General features: G+C 73.1%; 16 protein-coding genes. 3 read left to right on the top strand and 13 right to left on the bottom strand.

Going from position 1 to position 17,821, the window contains the following annotated elements; all coding sequences use genetic code 11:
- Nucleotides 1-38: 38 nt before the first annotated feature.
- Nucleotides 39-941 carry a dihydropteroate synthase gene (locus ACFFJG_RS07130; RefSeq protein WP_378517906.1) on the bottom strand — a complete coding sequence of 301 codons (903 nt, stop codon included), beginning with the start codon at nt 939-941 and terminating at the stop codon, nt 39-41.
- Between the two features lie 30 nt (nt 942-971).
- Here ACFFJG_RS07130 and ACFFJG_RS07125 point away from each other — a divergent pair, with 30 nt between their 5' ends.
- Nucleotides 972-1,649 carry a dihydrofolate reductase family protein gene (locus tag ACFFJG_RS07125; protein ID WP_378517905.1) on the top strand — a complete coding sequence of 226 codons (678 nt, stop codon included), beginning with the start codon at nt 972-974 and terminating at the stop codon, nt 1,647-1,649.
- A 3-nt stretch (nt 1,650-1,652) separates the two neighbouring features.
- Here ACFFJG_RS07125 and ACFFJG_RS07120 read toward each other — a convergent pair whose 3' ends face one another.
- The 4 genes from ACFFJG_RS07120 to ACFFJG_RS07105 all read right to left on the bottom strand — a co-directional run bounded on the left by ACFFJG_RS07120 (nt 1,653) and on the right by ACFFJG_RS07105 (nt 6,672).
- Nucleotides 1,653-3,566, bottom strand: coding sequence for a pectate lyase-like domain-containing protein (locus ACFFJG_RS07120; protein WP_378517904.1), 1,914 nt, complete (start codon nt 3,564-3,566; stop codon nt 1,653-1,655).
- Nucleotides 3,567-3,661: 95 nt separating this feature from the next.
- Entirely contained in the window at nt 3,662-4,195 is a 534-nt protein-coding gene (locus ACFFJG_RS07115) for a type 1 glutamine amidotransferase domain-containing protein (protein ID WP_378517903.1), read from the bottom strand.
- 220 nt (nt 4,196-4,415) lie between these two features.
- On the bottom strand, nt 4,416-5,576 hold the full coding sequence (locus ACFFJG_RS07110; protein ID WP_378517902.1) for an acyl-CoA dehydrogenase family protein: 1,161 nt from the start codon (nt 5,574-5,576) through the stop codon (nt 4,416-4,418).
- 31 nt (nt 5,577-5,607) lie between these two features.
- Nucleotides 5,608-6,672 carry a hypothetical protein gene (locus ACFFJG_RS07105; protein ID WP_378517901.1) on the bottom strand — a complete coding sequence of 355 codons (1,065 nt, stop codon included), beginning with the start codon at nt 6,670-6,672 and terminating at the stop codon, nt 5,608-5,610.
- Nucleotides 6,673-6,695: 23 nt separating this feature from the next.
- Between ACFFJG_RS07105 and ACFFJG_RS07100 the strand changes: the two genes are divergently transcribed.
- Nucleotides 6,696-7,106 carry a VanZ family protein gene (locus ACFFJG_RS07100; protein ID WP_378517900.1) on the top strand — a complete coding sequence of 137 codons (411 nt, stop codon included), beginning with the start codon at nt 6,696-6,698 and terminating at the stop codon, nt 7,104-7,106.
- Here the strand turns inward: ACFFJG_RS07100 and ACFFJG_RS07095 are convergent.
- Together ACFFJG_RS07095 and ACFFJG_RS07090 are read right to left on the bottom strand one after the other, a co-directional pair.
- Nucleotides 7,081-7,368, bottom strand: a complete 288-nt coding sequence (locus ACFFJG_RS07095) for a PqqD family peptide modification chaperone (protein ID WP_378517899.1) — start codon at nt 7,366-7,368, stop codon at nt 7,081-7,083. The two genes, ACFFJG_RS07100 and ACFFJG_RS07095, sit on opposite strands and share 26 nt — an antisense overlap.
- The gene (locus ACFFJG_RS07090) at nt 7,365-8,231 is read right to left on the bottom strand and encodes a nucleotidyltransferase family protein (RefSeq protein WP_378517898.1); all 867 of its coding nucleotides are present in this window, start codon (nt 8,229-8,231) and stop codon (nt 7,365-7,367) included. The genes ACFFJG_RS07095 and ACFFJG_RS07090 overlap by 4 nt, the downstream gene beginning before the upstream one ends.
- Before the next feature lie 71 nt (nt 8,232-8,302).
- On the opposite strand from ACFFJG_RS07090, the gene ACFFJG_RS07085 reads away from it, so the two are divergent.
- Nucleotides 8,303-9,748 (top strand): tyrosine-protein kinase domain-containing protein, encoded by a 1,446-nt coding sequence (locus tag ACFFJG_RS07085; protein WP_378517897.1) that lies wholly within the window; start codon nt 8,303-8,305, stop codon nt 9,746-9,748.
- Between the two features lie 21 nt (nt 9,749-9,769).
- Here ACFFJG_RS07085 and ACFFJG_RS07080 read toward each other — a convergent pair whose 3' ends face one another.
- Genes ACFFJG_RS07080 through ACFFJG_RS07055 form a run of 6 tightly spaced genes read right to left on the bottom strand, consistent with a single transcriptional unit; the run spans nt 9,770 to nt 17,788 of the window.
- Nucleotides 9,770-11,182 (bottom strand): sugar transferase, encoded by a 1,413-nt coding sequence (locus ACFFJG_RS07080; protein ID WP_378519462.1) that lies wholly within the window; start codon nt 11,180-11,182, stop codon nt 9,770-9,772.
- 2 nt (nt 11,183-11,184) lie between these two features.
- Complete coding sequence (locus ACFFJG_RS07075; protein WP_378517896.1) at nt 11,185-12,300, bottom strand: glycosyltransferase; 1,116 nt, start codon at nt 12,298-12,300, stop codon at nt 11,185-11,187.
- Nucleotides 12,297-13,319 (bottom strand): glycosyltransferase family 4 protein, encoded by a 1,023-nt coding sequence (locus tag ACFFJG_RS07070; protein WP_378517895.1) that lies wholly within the window; start codon nt 13,317-13,319, stop codon nt 12,297-12,299. The genes ACFFJG_RS07075 and ACFFJG_RS07070 overlap by 4 nt, the downstream gene beginning before the upstream one ends.
- Nucleotides 13,312-14,463: an O-antigen ligase family protein gene (locus ACFFJG_RS07065; protein ID WP_378517894.1), complete on the bottom strand. Its 1,152-nt coding sequence runs from the start codon at nt 14,461-14,463 to the stop codon at nt 13,312-13,314. The genes ACFFJG_RS07070 and ACFFJG_RS07065 overlap by 8 nt, the downstream gene beginning before the upstream one ends.
- Nucleotides 14,460-15,524 (bottom strand): glycosyltransferase family 4 protein, encoded by a 1,065-nt coding sequence (locus ACFFJG_RS07060; RefSeq protein ID WP_378517893.1) that lies wholly within the window; start codon nt 15,522-15,524, stop codon nt 14,460-14,462. Before ACFFJG_RS07060 ends, ACFFJG_RS07065 begins: the two co-directional genes overlap by 4 nt.
- Nucleotides 15,515-17,788: an N-acetylneuraminate synthase family protein gene (locus tag ACFFJG_RS07055; protein WP_378517892.1), complete on the bottom strand. Its 2,274-nt coding sequence runs from the start codon at nt 17,786-17,788 to the stop codon at nt 15,515-15,517. Before ACFFJG_RS07055 ends, ACFFJG_RS07060 begins: the two co-directional genes overlap by 10 nt.
- Between the last annotated feature and the right edge of the window lie 33 nt (nt 17,789-17,821).

Here is a 17,821-nt window from a genome sequence, read left to right as displayed (position 1 = left end):
GCCGCGCCCGGCCGACGCAGGGTCTGCCCGGACCCCGATCAGCCGACGCCGAGCTCGCTCATGCCGCGCAGGACCACGCGGAGGTGGGCGACCTCGTGGGTGCGCACCAGGTGGGTGCCGCCGAGGGTCGCGAAGACGGCGTAGAAGCCCTCGGCCTTGCGGAACTCGTCGCCGAAGACGTCGAAGCTGTGGGGCACGGCGTTGCACGTCGGCACGCCGAGCGGGCGCAGCCGGAAGCCCTGGGCGAGCACCTTCGTCTGGTGACGGGCGCGGGTCATCGGGTCGACCAGGTTGCCGTAGAAGAAGCCCATGCCGGGGTCGATGACGACCTTGTCGACACCGAGCGAGCGGGCGTGGGCGATGCGCGGCGCGAAGTGGTCGAGCAGGACCGGGATCGGATCGGCGTCGGGCGGGACGTCGGAGATCTCGCGGACGTTGGCGGTCTCGCCGAAGCAGAGCACGACCGCGGCGTCGTACTCCGCGGCGAGGGCGAGCATCTCATCCTCGTGCTCGCGGCCGGTCATGTTGAGGACCCGGGCGCCGGCCTCGAGGCAGGCGCGCACGACGGCGGGCTCGTAGGTCTCGACCGAGACGACCGCCTCGGCGGCCAGGCCCTCGACGGCGGGCAGCAGCCGGGCCAGCTGGTCGTCGACGCCGACGCGGGCGGCGGTGGCGTTGCTCGACTCGGCGCCGAGGTCGATGACCGCCGCCCCCTGCGCGGCCTGGATGCGGCCCATCCGGACGGCGTCGGTCGGGCTGGTGGCGACGCTCTCGCGGTAGGTGGAGTCGCGCGAGAGGTTGACGCACCCCATCAGCGTCACCGGGCCGTCGCCGATGGTGACGGGGCCGCGCGGGCCGTCGAGCACGACGGGCGCGACCGGGCTGCCCCAGGCGTCCCCGTGGGCGTGGTGCAGGGCGGCCAGGTCCGCAAGGGTGATCACGCTGCCGAGGGTAGAGGGGAGGATGGAACGGTGAGCGAGACCTTCGAGCTGCAGCGCCTGGCCGACCTGACCGACGAGCAGCTGCAGCAGGCCTACGCGCCGCGCGGCGAGCCGTGGATGCGGGTGAACTTCGTGAGCACCGTCGACGGTTCCGCCACCGGCGCCGACGGGCTGAGCACGAGCATCAACGACGACGCCGACAAGCGCGTGTTCGACACCCTGCGCAAGCACGCCGACTGCCTCGTCGTGGGCGCGGGCACGATCCGCGACGAGGAGTACGACGTCCCGAAGATCCCCGTCGTCGTGGTCAGCCGGCGCGCCGACGTCCCGCCGACGCTCCGCGAGGCGCCGCGCGGCCGGGTGCTGGTCGCCACCGTCTCGTCGGCCGAGGGGCTCGAGGAGGCCAGGGAGCTGCTCGGCCACGAGCAGGTGCTGGTGCTGGGCGAGGACGAGATCGACCTCGTCGCGCTCAAGGCCGAGCTGCTGAGCCGCGGCTGGAAGGACCAGCTGTGCGAGGGCGGGCCGTCGCTGTTCGGCGACCTGCTCGCCGCCGGCGTGGTCGACGAGCTGTGCTGGACGATCTCGCCCCGGCTGGTGGCCGGCGACGGCCCGCGCATCGCCGGTGGACCCGACGTGGACGTGGCCGTGCGCCCCGCCCTGCTGCTGGAGCAGGACGGGACGCTCCTGGGCCGCTGGCTGGTCGGCTGAGCCCTACGACGCCGGGTAGTCGGCGAGGTAGCTCGGCACGCCCGGTGCGCTGCTGTCGACGCGGGCGCCGGTGTCGTTGACGACGTGCTCGATGCTGCCCGCCTCGAGGTTGACCGTCATCACGTGGTGCAGGCGTACACCCGCCCGGTCCGGCACCTTGAAGCCGCGCGCCGTCGTGATGGAGGGGTCGTTGCGGTTGAAGACGTAGACGCCGCCGCCGTAGAGCTGGTGACGCTGCACGCGGTCGCCGACCTCGTAGCCGGCCCAGCCGAGCGTGCCGTCGGGCCGGGTCCAGTCGGCCTGGCTCGGCGGGTCGTAGGGCAGCTCGTTCTGGTAGAGCACGACGTGGCCGTCCTCGCCGTTCCAGATCGTGCTGTGCTGCTGGAAGTGCTCGACGAACAGGCCGGTGGCGTGCACGCGGTCGCCGTTGACGACCACCCCGACGGGCGCGGTGTTGGTGCGCCAGCGGTCGGTGTCACCGCTGACCCCGGCGGTGAAGCCCTCGACGCCGTGGTCGGCGCGCCAGACCCACGTGTGGTCGACGAGCACGTCGTCCGCGTCGATCACCAGCGCCGCGCGGGTGCGTCCGACGTGGGGTCCGCCGACGCGGAAGTAGACGTCGTTGAGCGTGGTGCTGGGCGTGGTCCCGCGGCGGCCGTGACCGCGCTGCGCCTCGATGTGCATCAGCGCGCGCGACTCCTGCACGCCGGCGTCGACGGTCACCCCGGCGACGACGACGTCGGAGGCGTGGCCGTCCACGACGACGGGCGTGGCGCCGCGCACCGAGGTGAGCGTGGCCTGGCCGAGACCGAGCACGACGGTGCCGCTGCGGCGGACCACCAGGCTGCGGTCGACGTCGTACACACCGGGGGTGAGCAGCAGGTTCTGGCCGCGGGAGAGGGCAGCAGCCAGCACCCGGGCGGGCTGGTCGGGGGAGGCGACGTGGAAGGACGAGAGCGGGAGGTCCCGGCCCGCGGTGGTGCCGCTCGTCCAGTCAGGTCCCTGCGAGTCGGTGCGTGGGTCCGGGACGCGGACCAGCCAACGGCCGGTGGTGTCGACGTGGAGGTAGGGCTTCTCCCGGCTGACCGGCGTGCGGTCGAGCGTGGTGTAGGGCTCCGTGGGGAAGTTCGCCTCGGACGGCGCTCCGACCGTGCCGGCGAAGACCTGGTTCCACACGCCGTTCGACCACGACCCGACCTGGGAGTTGCGGGTCAGCCACTGCTGCTGCGAGCCGTTGACCACGGTCTCCGCGCGGGAGTCGGCGAGGTAGCCGCCGCTGGCGTACTGGGGCCCCTCGGTGCAGTAGTCCATCAGCGACAGGTTGCCGCCGCGGACGTCGACGCGGCGCAGGGCCGAGGCCTGGCTGGCCGCCCAGAAGTTCGCGGACGCGCGGCAGCCGTCCTGCCCGGTGCCGTTGACCTGGATGGTGAGGTTGGACAGCGAGCGCCAGAAGTTGTTGAGGGCGACGCAGTAGGGCTGGGTGGGGCCGTCGGTGAGGCAGCGGTTGTAGACCTCGACCTTGCCGTTGACGACCGTGTTGGAGGGTGACGCGCCGAGCCCGGCGACCTCGGTGTAGTAGCCGACCTTGATCTGCAACGGGTCGTCGGCGGAGCCGTAGGTGCCCGGTCGGAACAGCAGGCTCCACCTCCCGGACGACATCTCGGCGTCGACCTGCTGCTGCCAGATCGCGTCGGCCCGCTGCTCGATCTCCGCGGTGGGCATCGAGGGGTCGAAGACGACGACGTGGTCGCCGAGGGCGGTGGCGGGAGGAGCAGGGGGAGCCGGCCGCGAGTGCGGCGCCGCGGCGCCGGCTGGTGCGGCGAGCGCCGCCGGGACGAGCCCGGCGACGGCGAGGAGGAGGGCGGCTGCGGCGGTGCGCAGCGGCGTACGGCGGGTGCGGGGGTGTGGACGTGTCATCGTGGGGCCTTCCCGAGTGTGAGAGCGCTCCCACGAAGCATGCCGCATGGATGTGACGTGCGCCACACCCCCGTCCCCGTCGTGGACGGACCGGCTCAGCCGTCGAGCGCGGAGAGCAGCTCGCGGTTGAAGGCGGGGATGTCGTCGGGGTTGCGGCTGGTGATGAGGTTCCCGTCGACGACGACCTCCTCGTCGACCCAGTCGCCGCCGGCGTTGCGCACGTCGGTCTGCAGGCTCGGCCAGCTCGTGACCCGGCGCCCGCGCACGGCGTCGGCCTCGACGAGGGTCCACGGGGCGTGGCAGATCGCCGCGACGGGGCGGCCCGAGCCGACGAAGTCGCGGACGAAGGCGACCGCGCCCTCGTCGGTGCGGAGTGCGTCGGGGTTGGCCACGCCGCCCGGCAGGACCAGGGCGTCGTAGTCCTCGACCGACGCGGCGGACACGAGCCGGTCGACCTTCTGGGTGGTGGACTTGTCGAGGTGCTGGAACAGCTGCACCTCACCCTCCTCGAGGGAGAGCAGCTCGGCGGTGTGGCCGGCGTCGGTCACGGCCTTCCAGGGTTCGGTCAGCTCGACCTCCTCGATGCCCTCGCCGGCGGTCAGGAACGCGATGCGCTTGTTGGTAGCCATGACCCCACGGTTGCTCGCCGGGCACGCCCCGAACACCCACCGAGGGGTGACACGTGCCGTGCCGGCGTTGCTGCGCGACGTACGACCAGGGGGCTGGGCCCGTCCACCGGCGCGGAACGGCCGGACTTCGCGGTCGAAGCTGCCGCTTCGTACGCGATGCTTCGGCCTCGAAGCGGCAAGTTCCCCGGATATCCGGGGACTTCGGGGGACGTCAGGCAGGTCAGCCGATCGCGCCGGCGTTGTCCTTGGCCAGCGAGCGGGAGATGACCATCCGCTGGATCTGGTTGGTGCCCTCGAAGATCTGCATGACCTTGGCCTCGCGCATGTAGCGCTCGACGGGGAAGTCACGGGTGTAGCCGTAGCCGCCGAGGACCTGGACGGCGTCGGTGGTCACCTTCATCGCGTTGTCGGTGGCGACGAGCTTGGCGATGGAGGCCTCGCGGCCGAAGGGCAGGCCGGCGTCCTTGAGGCGCGCGGCGTGGAGCATCGTGGCGCGGGCGGAGACGATCGCGGCCTCCATGTCGGCGAGCACGAACGCCAGGCCCTGGTGGTCGATGATCGGCTTGCCGAAGGTCTCCCGCTCGCGGGCGTAGGCCACGGCCGAGTCGAGGGCGCCCTGGGCCAGGCCGACCGCGACGGCGGCGATCCCGAGGCGGCCGGCGTCGAGGCCGGCGAGCGCGATCCGCAGGCCGTCGCCCTCCTCGCCGAGGCGGCGCGAGGCGTCGACGCGCACGCCGTCGAAGCGCATCGTCGCAGTGGCGGAGCCGGTGAGTCCCATCTTGCGCTCCGGCGGGTCGGCGGACAGGCCCTCGGCGTCGGCCGGCACGAGGAAGCAGGAGATGCCGTTGCGGTCGTCGGACGTGCGGGCCATCACCTTGTAGAAGTCGGCGTGGCCGCCGTGGGTGGTCCAGGCCTTGGCGCCGTCGAGGACGTAGGAGTCGCCGTCGCGTCGCGCGGTGGTGCGCATCGCAGCCGGGTCGGAGCCGGCGTGGGGCTCGGAGAGGCAGTACGCACCGAGCAGCTCGCCGCCGAGCATGTCGGGCAGCCAGCGCGCCTTCTGCTCCTCCGTGCCGAACTCGGCCAGGCCGAAGCACGACAGGGCGTGGACCGAGACGCCGACGCCCACCGACGACCACACGGCGCCGATCTCCTCGAGCACCTGGAGGTAGACCTCGTAGGGCTGCTCGCCGCCGCCGTGCTCCTCGGGGTAGGGCAGGCCGAGCAGGCCGGCGCGACCGAGCAGCCGGAAGACGTCGCGCGGGAACGTCTCGGTGGCCTCCGCCTCGGCCGAGCGCGGGGAGAGCTCCTTCGTCGCGACCTCGCGGGTCAGGGCGAGCAGGTCGCGGGCCTCGTCGGTGGGGAGCTGGCGGCGGGCTGTCATGTGGCGCACGTTACCCGCGAGGGGTGCACCGTCAGGCCGGGCCCCGGACCACTCCCTGCGCGGCCAGCACGGCGAGCGCGTCGGCGACCAGCGCGGGCGCGTCGGGGTGCTCGCCCCACCGCTCCCGGGACGCCTCGACCAGCTCCGCCTCGGTGCGCGGCTGGTCCAGCGACAGCCACAGCCCGACCCCGAGGCCGGCCAGCACCCGCACCTGGTCGTCGACCATGACGACGAGCTCGTCGGCGTACTCGACCGCGTCCTTCCAGCCGGTGCGCGACCAGGTGCCGGGGCCGCCGTCGACGAGGCTCGCGCGGTCGCGCGGGTGGTGGACGTAGGGCGCGGCCGGCTGGGGCGCGCGGTCGAGGAGCCCGACGACGTCGTCGGCCCAGTCGTCGAACTCGCGGTAGTGCAGTGCCCACACGCCGCCGCACTCCTCGATCGCCGAGGCCAGCCGGAGCATCGGGTGGTCGAGGTGCACCAGCGAGGAGGTCTGCGCGACGATCGTGGCGATCGCTCGCGCGGCCGGCAGCGGCACGAGGCCGGCGTCGTCGTCGCCGCGCTGGAGGACCACGATGCGGTGCAGCCGCGCGCTCGTCGGGGCGACGACCAGCCCGAGGTCGTCGGGGGAGACAGAGTCCTTGGTGCGGGGGGAGCCCGGGTCGGCGACGACCGACAGCGGCTTGGCGTGGGCGTGCACGCCGAGGCGGTGGTCGAGGGAGACCGTCTCGTCGGAGAGGTAGCCCAGGTCGCGGGCCAGGCGCAGGATCGCCGTGGTCTTGCCGGCGCCCGACGGCCCGACCACCGCCAGCGCCCGACCGGCCGGGTCGGCCACGGCGCCGGCGTGGACGTTGACGCGGCGCCCGGCGGTCGCGGTGAGCGCGGCGAGGGTGACGCGGGTGGTGACGGCGTAGTCGTGGGCGTGGTCGTCGAGGCCGGCGAGCTGGTCGAGGTCGACCGAGCTGGCCGGCGGCAGGTGGGTGAGCGCGCGGCTCCACTGGCGCGCGAGCCGCTCGGCGGCGTCACCGGTGGCAGGGATGCCGATCGGGACGCCCATCGCGTCGACGACCAGCCCGCGCGTCTGCCCGTCGTCGCTCACCCGGCCAACTCTAGGGTGGGCCCGTGGGGAGGTCACGCGGTCGCCGTACGGCGTGGGCGCTCGCCGCGGCCTACCTCGTCGGTCTGGTCGTGCTGCTGACCGGGCCGTGGGGCCTGGAGCTGAACCGGCTGACCGTCGGGCTCTACACGTTCTTCCGCTACGACTGGCCGGTCGCGCCCGACTGGGCGCTGCCGCACCACTACGGCTTCGTCCTCAACGTCGTGCTGTTCGTGCCGCTCGGGGCGGTCCTGGTGGTGCTGACGCGCCGGCCGTGGTGGGTCGCGACGCTGCTGGCGCTGCTCGGCTCGACGGCCGTCGAGGTCGCGCAGGGGCTCTGGCTCGACCGCGTCGGCTCGGTCGCGGACGTCGTGGCCAACACCCTCGGCGCGCTGGTCGGCGCGCTGCTGCTCACTCCTCGTCGACGACGCGGATGACCACGAGCTGGTCGACCAGCGCCGACACGTCGTTGCGGACGTCCTCGACCGCCAGGTCGGCCATCGCCGCGGTCGCCGCCGTCACCTCCTCCAGCGTCCCGCCCTCGGCCAGCGCGAGCCACACCAGGCACGCCGAGCCCTCGAGCATGATCGGCAGGCCCTTCGGCACGCGGGTGAGGTAGGCGGTGGGCTGGTCACCGACGTCGAGGTCCTCGAGGCTGACCCACGCCACGTCGTCGGCGATCCGGTAGGTGTGCGTCATCCGCGCCTCACCCGCTTGCCGACCTCCTCGGCCGCGCGACGTACGCGTACCCGCTGGCGTGCGCGCAAATCTCCCTTGGTGGGCGGACGCCCGAGCTCCATGCGGAGGTGGTCGCGGTTGACCCGCAGCGCCGACGTGACGAGGTCGAGGCGGGCGCGCAGCGTCCGTGCGGCCGCCATCCGCGCGACCCACTCGTCGAGCCGGCTGCCGCCCTGGGAGAAGTGCCGCCAGAGCCGGTAGGACGGGTCGCCGCGGTGCTGCTCGAGCTCGCCGATGCCCGCGGCCAGCGCCACCACGGCGTCCAGCTCGACGGCGAGGGCGCGCACGGCGTCCTGCTCCTCGGGCGTCGCGGCGGTCCAGGCCCGGTCGACGTCGCCGCTGCCGCGCGAGCGAGCGGCGTGCAGCACCAGGACGAGCCGCTGGGCGGTGCGGTCGGGGACCGGGCAGCCCCAGTGGGCGATCTCGCGCCACACGCGGTCGCGCTGGAGGACGTCGAAGGCCGCCTCCGGGTCGAGGCCGACCCCGGGCCACATCGTGTGGACGTCGATCCAGCCCCAGTCGTCGTGCCACCAGTTGGCGGCGTGGGCGAACGCCGACCCGGTGGCGAAGTCGGTGCGCTGCTCCCAGCCCACCGACTCCAGCGCCGCGACCAGCCGGGGCAGGTGGCTGGGGCGCACGAGCACGTCGACGTCGCTGGAGTGGCGGCCCTCGGCGCGCAGCCCGGGGAGGACGGCCGGACCCTTGAGGTGGAGCAGGTCCACGCCCGCGTCCTCGGCGAGCTTCTGGGCGATGGCGTGGGCCAGGTGGACGCGGGCGGCGATCGGGGCGTCCCGCTGACCGGCCTCCTCCGTCATGTCGACCATCGTGCCAGCCGACCTCCGCGGGTGTCGTCGAACGCGGCCGCACGCGCGTCGCACGCCCTAGACTCGCGGGCATGACGTTCGCGGACTTCGTGCGGCTGACCCGCGCCTACGTGTGGGTGCTGGTCGGCTGCACGGTCCTCGGCGCGCTGCTCATGATGGCCAAGACCACCCGCGACCCGGTGCTCTACTCCGCGACCTCGTCGGGCCTCGTCGTCGTCGGCAACGCGACCAGCGCCGGCGAGGAGCAGGGCAACTCGGCGCTGGCGGAGGAGAAGGCGGGGCTCTACGCCTTCCTCGTCAACTCCGAGCCCGTGGCCGAGAAGGTCGTGGAGGACCTCGGCCTCGACGTCCCGCCCGCGGAGATCGCCGGCCGCTTCTCCGCCACGGTCAACGCCGACGTCAACGCCCTCACCGTCACCGCCATCGGCAGCACCCCCGAAGAGGCGCGCGACCTCGCGACCAGCGTCGTCGACGCCGTCGTCGAGTACGCCCAGGAGGTCGACACGGGCGAGGCGAACCCCAAGCAGGACCCGCTGACCCGCATCGTGCCGGTCTCGCCGGCCCAGCTGCCCGGCGCACCCTTCACCCCCGACTACCGCAAGGCTGCGATGAAGGGCGCTGCGGGCGGCCTCGGCCTGGCCTACGCCTTCCTCATCGCACGCCGCCTCATCGACCGACGGGTCCGCTCGGTCAAGCACGTCGAGGACGCCACCGGGGCCTCCGTGCTCGGCATCATCCCCAAGGAGGACGCGCTCGACCGCGGCCACCGCGGGGTGCGCGGCGACCTGGGCCGCGCGGCCGAGGCGTTCCGCCAGCTCCGCACCAACCTGCGCTTCGTCGACGTCGACAACGAGCCGCGCAAGATCGTGGTGACCTCCGCCCTCGCCGGTGAGGGCAAGTCCACCGTCTCCTCCAACATCGCGCGCCTGGTCGCGCAGGCCGGCACGCCCGTGCTGCTCGTCGACGCCGACCTGCGTCGCCCGATGATCGCCAGCACGTTCGAGATCGACGGCGCGGTGGGCCTGACCCAGGCGCTCGCCGGCGACGTCGAGGTGCGCGACGTGATCGTCGACTCCGGCCTGGCCAACCTGCGGCTGCTGCCCGCCGGTCGCATCCCGCCCAACCCCAGCGAGCTCCTGGGCTCGCTGCGGATGAAGCAGTTCATCGACGACCTCGCCCAGGACCACCTCGTGATCCTCGACGCGCCGCCGCTGCTGCCGGTCACCGACGCCGGGCTGCTGTCGGCGTTCTGCGACGGCGCGCTGCTCGTGCAGGCCGCCGGCAAGACCCAGATCGAGCAGAGCCAGCACTGCCGGCGCATCCTCGACCAGGTCGGCAGCCGGCTGCTCGGCGTCGTGCTCAACAAGGCCCCGGTCAAGGGCGCCACCGCGATCGCCTACGGCGGCTACGGGGGCTACGGCGGCTACGGCGGCTACAGGGCCGAGGAGGAGACCCGCCAGAAGTACTCCACCGCCGGCAAGGGCCGCCGCAAGCTCGTGAAGTCCCTCAAGGGCTGAGCCGCTGCGCCCGGTGCGGGGTCAGTACGCCCCGCGGCTGGCGAGCACCGCGGTGACCGTGCGCGCCAGGATCAGCAGGTCCTGCACCATCGACCAGTTGTCGACGTAGTAGAGGTCGAGGCGCACCGTGTCCTCCCACGAGAGGTCGGAGCGCCCCGAGACCTGCCACAGGCCGGTCATGCCGGGCAGCACGTTGAGGCGGCGCAGCATGTCGTCCTCGTACTGCTCGACCTCGGTCGGAAGCGGCGGGCGCGGACCGACCAGGCTCATGTCGCCGCGGAGCACGTTGACCAGCTGGGGCAGCTCGTCGAGCGAGAAGCGCCGGATGAAGCGGCCGGGCCGGGTGATGCGCGGGTCGTCGGTGCTCTTGAAGAGCACGTGGTCGCGCGCCTCCATCGCGGCCAGGCGTGCCTCGGCGTCCACCGCCATCGAGCGCAGCTTGAGGCAGGTGAACTCGCGGCCCTCGCGGCCCACGCGGGTCTGGCGGAACAGGGCCGGGCCACCGTCGTCGCGCCGGATCCAGATCATCAGCCCGAGCAGGACGGGCCACACGAGCAGCAGCACCAGCAGGGCGCCCACGACGTCGAACGCGCGCTTCGCGTCGTTGGAGGCCAGCTGCGAGCGCGACCGACCCAGGTGCATCAGCGGGAGGCCGGCGACGGGCCGGATCCGGACCCGCTCGCTGGAGACGTCGGTGACGTTGGGGGCCACGATGATCTGCACGTGGGCGTTGTCCTCGAGCTCCCACGCCAGGCGGCGCAGCTGCGTGGACGACTTCACCGCCCCGGCGGTGAAGAAGACGATGTCGGGGGAGACCTCGTCGACCACCGAGCGGACGTCCTCGATGAGCCCGAGGACCGGCACGCCCGTGGTGGTGCTCGCCGTCTCCGCGTGGACCCCCGGCACCAGGCACCCCATGACCTCGTAGCCGAGCCACGACTCGCGGGCCAGCACCTGGCTGACCTCGGCGATGTAGATCGGGCTGCCCACGAGCAGCACCTTCTCGGTGAAGTGGCCTGCGTTGCGCAGCCGCTGGATCACCCGGCGGGTGAACAGCCGCCCGACGAGGAGCAGGGCGACGCCGATCGTGAAGAACAGCACGAAGAACCCGCGCGAGAGCGGGTACTGCATCAGGAAGGCCATCGTCGCGACGAGCGCACCGGTGAAGAAGGAGGCGTTGACGACGAGCTTGAACTCCTCGGTGCCGGCCCCGAAGACGTCGCGCTCGTAGGCCCCGAAGAAGGCCAGCATGACCAGCCACGTCGCGACGAAGAACAGGCTGGCCAGCGCGGTGTTCTCGAGCACGTCGCCGGCCGCGGAGAACACCGACAACGTGAGGCGGAAGCGCAGCGCCAGCACGGTGGCGATGCTGATCATCAGCAGGTCGACCACCCCGACGAGCCACGGGTGCAGGCGCTTGCCCTCGGGTCGCATGGTCACCCCGTCCCACCTTCCTCGAGTGCGACGGTGCGGATCCGCTCGATGAAGCGACCCTCACCGAACTCCTCCGACCGAGCCCGCAGCCGGGCGGGGTCCCACGTGACCTGGTCCGCCCTGGCCAGTCCAGCGGCAATGAGGTCGGGGTCGGGGCGGTCGAAGAACACGCCGGTCTCCTCCTCGATGACCGTCTCGAGGAAGCCGCCCCCGCGCAGGGCCACGGCCGGCACCCCGAAGGCCGCGGCCTCGAGCGGGGCCAGGCCGAAGTCCTCGTGGCTGGCAGCGACGAGAACGCCGGCGTCGCCGTACACCGCGCGCAGCTGGGCGTCGCTGAGCCCGCCGAGGAGGCGGGCGTTGTCGGGCAGGGTTGCGCGAAGTCGCGCCTCTTCAGGACCCCGGCCGACCACGACGAGTCGCCGCCCGGTCCCGCGGACTGCCTCGATCACGGCATCGACGTTCTTGTAGGGCAGCAGACGCGACACGACGAGGGCGTAGCCGGGCTCCCACCCGTCCAGCTCGGGAACCGGTTCCCGGGGTGCGGAGGCGTCCATCCCGTGCGGGGGCGGCAGCAGCTCGGCGTCGCGACCATAGGTCTCGCGGATCCGGCGCTGCACGACGCGGCTGTTGGCGAGATAGACATCGACGCGGTCGGCCCGCTCACGGTCCCAGCGCTTGAGGAAGGGGCGCATCGCCATGACCGGCGGCCCGAGCGGTGAGCGCCACGCGCGCCCGCCGAGGTACTCGTCGGTCTGGTAGAGCCAGCGCGCGGGGTTGTGGCAGTAGACCACCGTGCGCGTGCGGTCCGCGGTCTCGAACCCGTGAGCCCAGCCACTGCTGGATGCCACGACGACGTCTGCGTCGATCCGCAGCCGGGACGCCGCAGGGGCGAGGAGCGGGAGCGCCAGCCGGTGGTCGCGACGGAAGGCGCTGACCCGGTTGAGGGGCGAGACCCGCACGTCGGCCTGTGCGAACTCGGGGTAGGTGCCCTTGGGGTCGTAGAGCGTCGTGTGCACCGCGGCCTCCGGGAAGGCGCGCATCAGGGTGAGGACCACGCGCTCGGCGCCACCCCGCTGCGTGAGGTAGTCGTGGGCGATCGCCACGTGTGCGCGGGTCATCGGTCCAGCTCCTCGAGAAGGCGGCGTACGCGCTCGCGGCCGGCCCGCGGGGAGTACTCGGCCTCCCAACGCCGTCGTGCTCGATCGGTCACGGCCCGTACTGCATCGGCGTCGGTCGACAGGGCGGCCTCCAGGACCCTCGCCAGGTCGTCGACGTCGCCGTGGCGCGCGATCCAGGGGTGGTCGGGCCCGGCCACCTCGGGCATCGCGCCGGCGTCGGAGATCACGAACGGCACGCCGCTGGCCATCGCTTCCGCGATGACCAGACCGAACGGCTCGGCGGCCACGCTGGGGAAGACGACGAGGTCGACATGGGCGAGCACGTCGGCGCGCTCGACGTGGCCGAGCATCGTGACCCGGGCCGAGGTGTCGTCCAGGGCGCGGAGCACGGCGTCGCGGCGCTCCTGCGGCACGTGCCGGTCGTCGCCGCCCACGATCAGCTCCACCTCGTGTCCGCCTTCGGCCAGCCGGCCGGCGGCGCGGGCGAGCAGGTGGAGGCCCTTCTCGGTCGTCAGACGGCCCAGGAAGCCGAGGCGAAGCGACCCCGAGGCGTCCGGGCGCGGCAGCAGCGGCAGGTCCTCGGTCCAGTTCAGGTGGGCCCGGGAGCCCCGGACGTCGCGGGTCATCGCGACGGAGGGGACGACGACGCTGAGAGCCGGGCGTCGGGCGAGGAGCAGCGCGACGGCCTGGGGGTGCGACTGGGGCTGCTGGTGCAGATGGACGATCCGGCGCCGGTGCCCGGCGGTCGCGAGGGCCGGCACGAGGCCGTGGCACCACAGCAGGCCGCTGCGTCCCCGGTCCCAGGCCCGCAGTGCGCGGATGTAGGCCGGTCGGGCCGGCGCACCGACGAGGCGTACGTCGAAGCCCTCCGCCCTCGCCGTGGCGGCGAGCTCGCCCTCGGCGGTCACGACGTCGACCTCCCGCCCGAGCGCGCTCAACGCCTCCGCGTGCCGAAGGAGCATCCGTTCGCCGCCGCCGAGGTCGGGGTTGTTCGCCACGAGGTGCACAGGCTCAGCCATCGGGCGCGCCTTCCGGTCCGTCGCGCAGCGCACGGCCGAGCGCGACGGCGACCGCGATCGCCATCGGGGTGTCGAGCAGGACCTCGCCGAGGGTCACGGCCATCACGGCGACGCCGATGATGGCGGCCTGGGCGGCGGCCGCGACGAGGTCGCCGCGCCGCGAGCGCGCCGACAGCCGGAGGAAGGCGAAGGCCAGCAGCGCGAGCACCAGGAGGAGCGCGCCCCAGCCGCCCTCCTGCCGGGTCGCGAGGTAGCTGTTGTGGAAGAAGAACTCGAGGTCCTGGATCCGGACCTTCGCCGTGCCGGGACCGTGGCCGTACCACGGCGCACCCGCGATCTCGACGCGCTCCTGGGAGATGATCCGCTCGCGGAGCGCGTCGCTGCCGGAGCGGTTGGAGAACGGGCCGAAGGTCTGCACGTCGTCGGGGATGTTGCCGACGAGCCAGACGAGACCGGCGACCGCGAGGCCCCCGCCCGCGATGCCGAGGCGCCGGCCGAAGGCCATCCAGGCGAGCGCGAAGGCCGCGGCGAGGAGCCCCGTGCGGGAGTAGGTGAGCACCAGGCCGAGCACGATCGGTGCCGCGATCGCGGCGCGCACCTTCCAGCGCTCGTCGGCGAGGAAGACCGCGAGCACGCCCAGCACCGCGAGGAAGTACGCCCCGGCGTTGGGGTCGGCGAGGTAGCCGGTGAGCCGCCCGGAGTAGCCGCCGCCGCCGATGCCGGTGACGGCCAGCGCGACCGCGGCGACGAGCCCTGCGCCCAGGCCGGCGCCCGTCGAGCGCAGCGACAGGCGCCCGGTGCTCCCGGCCCAGACCAGGCCGCACAGGATGACGACGTGGCCGACCCGACGGGTCCAGTCGACCTGGTTGGCGACACCGGAGTAGACGAGCAGCGTGACGAGGAAGCCGAGGAGGAGGATGACCGCCTCGGGCACCTTGGCGCTGCCCCGCGCCGGACGGAACAGGCACAGCCCGACGAGGGCGGCCATGGCGAGCTCGTTGACCGGGAACCCGGCCACCTCCAACGCGCGGAACGGCAGCACGGCCATCAGCAGGAAGTCGGAGAGCCGGATCTCGCGGTCCGCCTCGTCGGCCCGCTCGACGGTGCGGTCGGGCAGGTCCCACGGGGACTCGACGCGCTTCACCGGCGGGCCTCGAACGGGGCGTAGACATCGGCGATCCGCTCGCACATGTCCGCGACCGTCGGCCATCCCACCAGGCCGGGCCGGGTCGCACGGGCCAGTCCCTGCTGCTCGAGCGCCGTCGCGACGGCACCCGCGTCGCCGGGGTCGACCAGGCAGCGCGACGGCAGCAGCTCGGGGTTGCCGCCGACGTCGCTGGCGACCACGCCGAGGCCGCGTGCGGCCGCGTCGAGCAGGGCGTAGGAGCAGTTCTCCCACACCGAGAGCATGGCGACGACGTCGTGCTCGGCCATGGCCGCGCCGGGGTCGGCGAAGCCGGGCAGGGTGACGACGTCGTCGAGGCCGCGCGAGGTGACGTGCGCACGCAGCGCCCGCTCCTCCTCGCCCGTCCCCGCGAGGGTCAGGCGTGCCTCGGGATGACGCTCGTGCAGGACGGCGAACCCGTCGACGAGCGCCGGCAGGCGCTTCTCCGGAGCCAGGCGCGCCAGCGACAGGATCCGTAGCCCGTCGCGGGGCGGGGTGGCCACCTCGACGGGGTCGACACCGTTCGGGATGACCGTGACCGGGGTGCGCGGGTGCCACTTGTCATGCATCGCCGCTGCGGTCGCCCGGCTCACGGCGATGACGGCGTCGAACCGCCTGAGCCGCGCCGCGTGCACCGCCGCCATCGCCCGGGCCTTCGCGGCCGAGCGGTGGTAGACGAGGTCGTCGCGCGCGATGCCGTGCTCGGTGGTCACCAGGCGGGGCCCGCGGGGTCCGACGGCCAGCGCCGCCACGACGTCGGCGTGCGAGAGGTGGCTGTGCACGACCGCCGGCCGGAGGGTGCGTACGGCGTGGCGCAGGGAGGCGACCGACGCCCGGGTGCCGTGGTCGGGACCGAACGGCTCCTCGACGACGGCGGCGCCCCGCTCGCGCAGCGCCTGCGGCAGGTCGCCGGGCGGCGTGAGGAACACGAGCTGCCAGCCGGGGATGCCGGCGCCCGCCACGTCGAGGACGTGGCGCGCGACCCCGGCCAGGTTGCTGACCGGGACGACCCACAGGGCCGTGGGTGCGGTCAGAACCATTGCTCCAACCGCTCCAGGGCGATCCAGAAGCCCTCGCCGTCGTTGACGTGGCCCTGCCAGATCTCCGGGATGAAGCTCACCCCCGGCGACATGGCGTCGAGCTGCTGGGCCAGGACCGCCCAGTCGATCTCGCCGTCGCCGACCTGGACGCCCTCGCCGTCGACGCCGGTCGCGTCCACGAGGTGGAGGTGCTCGGTGTGGGGTGCGAGGAGGTCGGTCGCCTCGGCGAAGGACATGCCGAGGTAGTTGGCCGACAGCTTGGAGTGGGAGACGTCGAAGCACAGGCGCCGGTCGAACTGCTCCGCGAAGGCCGCGGTGTCGCGCGGGTCGACGAAGAGGTTGCAGTAGAGCTGGCCGCCCATGTACCAGGGGTACGGCGGCAGGGTCTGGGCACACAGGCGCACGCCGGAGTCGTCGACGCGGGCCAGGCCCTCGGCCACCCGGGCGTACATCCGCTCGCGCTCCGCGGGGGCCACGAAGGCGTCGGTGGTGAAGCCGCCGAGGCTGGCGACGATCACCGGACCCTCGGTGGCGCCCTTCGCGTCGGCGTGCCTGGTGAAGTGCTGCTGCATCTCCCGCGTCGTGTCGACGACCCGCTGGAGCTCGCGGATCGAGCGTTCCCAGTGGACATCGTCCTCGGAGGCGAGGTTGAGCAGGAAGTCGCCGGCGAACAGGTCGGGCGAGTGGGTGGTGAAGCCCATCGGGAGGCCGCCGTCGTACTTCGCGAACACGTCGGCGACCGGGAGGTCGAGGTCCTTGTAGGAGAAGTGGAACTCGAGGAAGTCGGGGGTGGTGTCCTTCGTCATCGCGTCGATGTCGTGGTAGCGGACGGCCAGGCCCCACGGGCGGCGGAAGTCGTAGGCGCGACCCCTCGGCGCCGCGTCGCCGAGGTCGGTGGCGTAGAAGAAGTCGCCCGCGTCGAGCGCGCGGGTCGTCGTGCGGCCCACGAGCCGGTCGTACGCGTTGGGCTGGAGGCCGCGGCCGGGGCTCTTGATGTCGACGTCGGCGTCGGTGAGCACCTCGCCGACCTCGATGCGGCGGGCGGCGACCAGCGACTTGGCGAGGTTGACGCGGTTCATCATCTCGCCGGTGGACACCGCACGCGGGGCGTTGGTCCCGAGCGCCTCCTCGACCTCGCGGACCCGCTGCACCATCTCCTTGAACTCCTCGGGCAGCAGGCTGACCTTGTGGTCGTTGCCCTCGAGCCCGCGGTCGATGGTGAAGTGCTTCTCGATGATCCGCGCGCCCAGCGCGACCGCGGCGACCGGCACGTGGAACCCGCGCTCGTGGCCGGAGTAGCCGACCGGCGCCTGGGTGAGCTCGGCGAGCCGGGTCAGGTAGGCGAGGTTGATGTCCTTGAACGGCGCGGGGTAGGTCGACTGGCAGTGCAGGAAGGCGTGCGCGACGCCGGTGCTGCGCACGACCTCGACGGTCTCGCGGATCTCGCCCTCGGTGGACATGCCGGTGGAGATCACCATCGGCGTGCCGGTGGCGGCCATGTGGCGCAGCAGGGCGTGGTTGGTCATGTCGGCCGAGGCGACCTTGAGCGAGGTGATGCCGTAGTCGACGAGGCGGTCGACGCTCACCGGGTCCCACGCGGTGCACATGACCTCGATGCCGACGTCCTTGCAGTGGTCGAAGACCTCGAAGAGGCCGTCGGCGTCGAGGTTGTACTTCGCGAGCAGGTCGAGGGTGTACTGCGGGCCGAGGTCCTCCCCGCCCGAGCCCGAGGACCCCTGGCGGTAGAGCGAGTCCATGTCGCGCAGCTGGAACTTCACGACGTCGGCGCCCGCCTCGACCGAGAGGTCGACGAGCTGCTTGGCCAGCGACACCTCGCCCTGGTGGTTGATGCCGATCTCGGAGATCAGCAGCGCGGGAGCGTCGGGCGCGACGACGTGCCTGCCGATGCGCAGCTCGTCGGCGCGGTTGATCGCGACGGCGACCAGGTGGCCGCGCTCGACGACGAGCGCGACGTGGTCGATGCCCGAGCCGAACGCGTGGGCGATCTCCGCGGGGCTGCTGCCGACCGGGAGGCTGCGCGGGGCGGTGTTGGCCGCCTCGATCGCGGGCACGTCGGTGGTGAGGCTCGCCGCGCTGCTCACCCAGCGCCGGAAGTCACCGTCGGACAGCACGCCGTCGAGGTGACCGTGGGAGTCGACCAGGAAGATGACGCGGGCCTTGTTGGCCGTGATCTTCTCCAGGGCGCGCAGGACCGGGTCGCCCGAGTAGACGACGTACGGCGTGAGGTCACGCTCGATGATCAAGGCGGGGGCCTTCCTTCGGTGTACGTACGTGTA

Source organism: Nocardioides zeicaulis (assembly GCF_042432345.1).
Classification (GTDB): domain Bacteria; phylum Actinomycetota; class Actinomycetes; order Propionibacteriales; family Nocardioidaceae; genus Nocardioides; species Nocardioides zeicaulis.
This window is presented reverse-complemented; position numbering and strand designations above follow the sequence as displayed.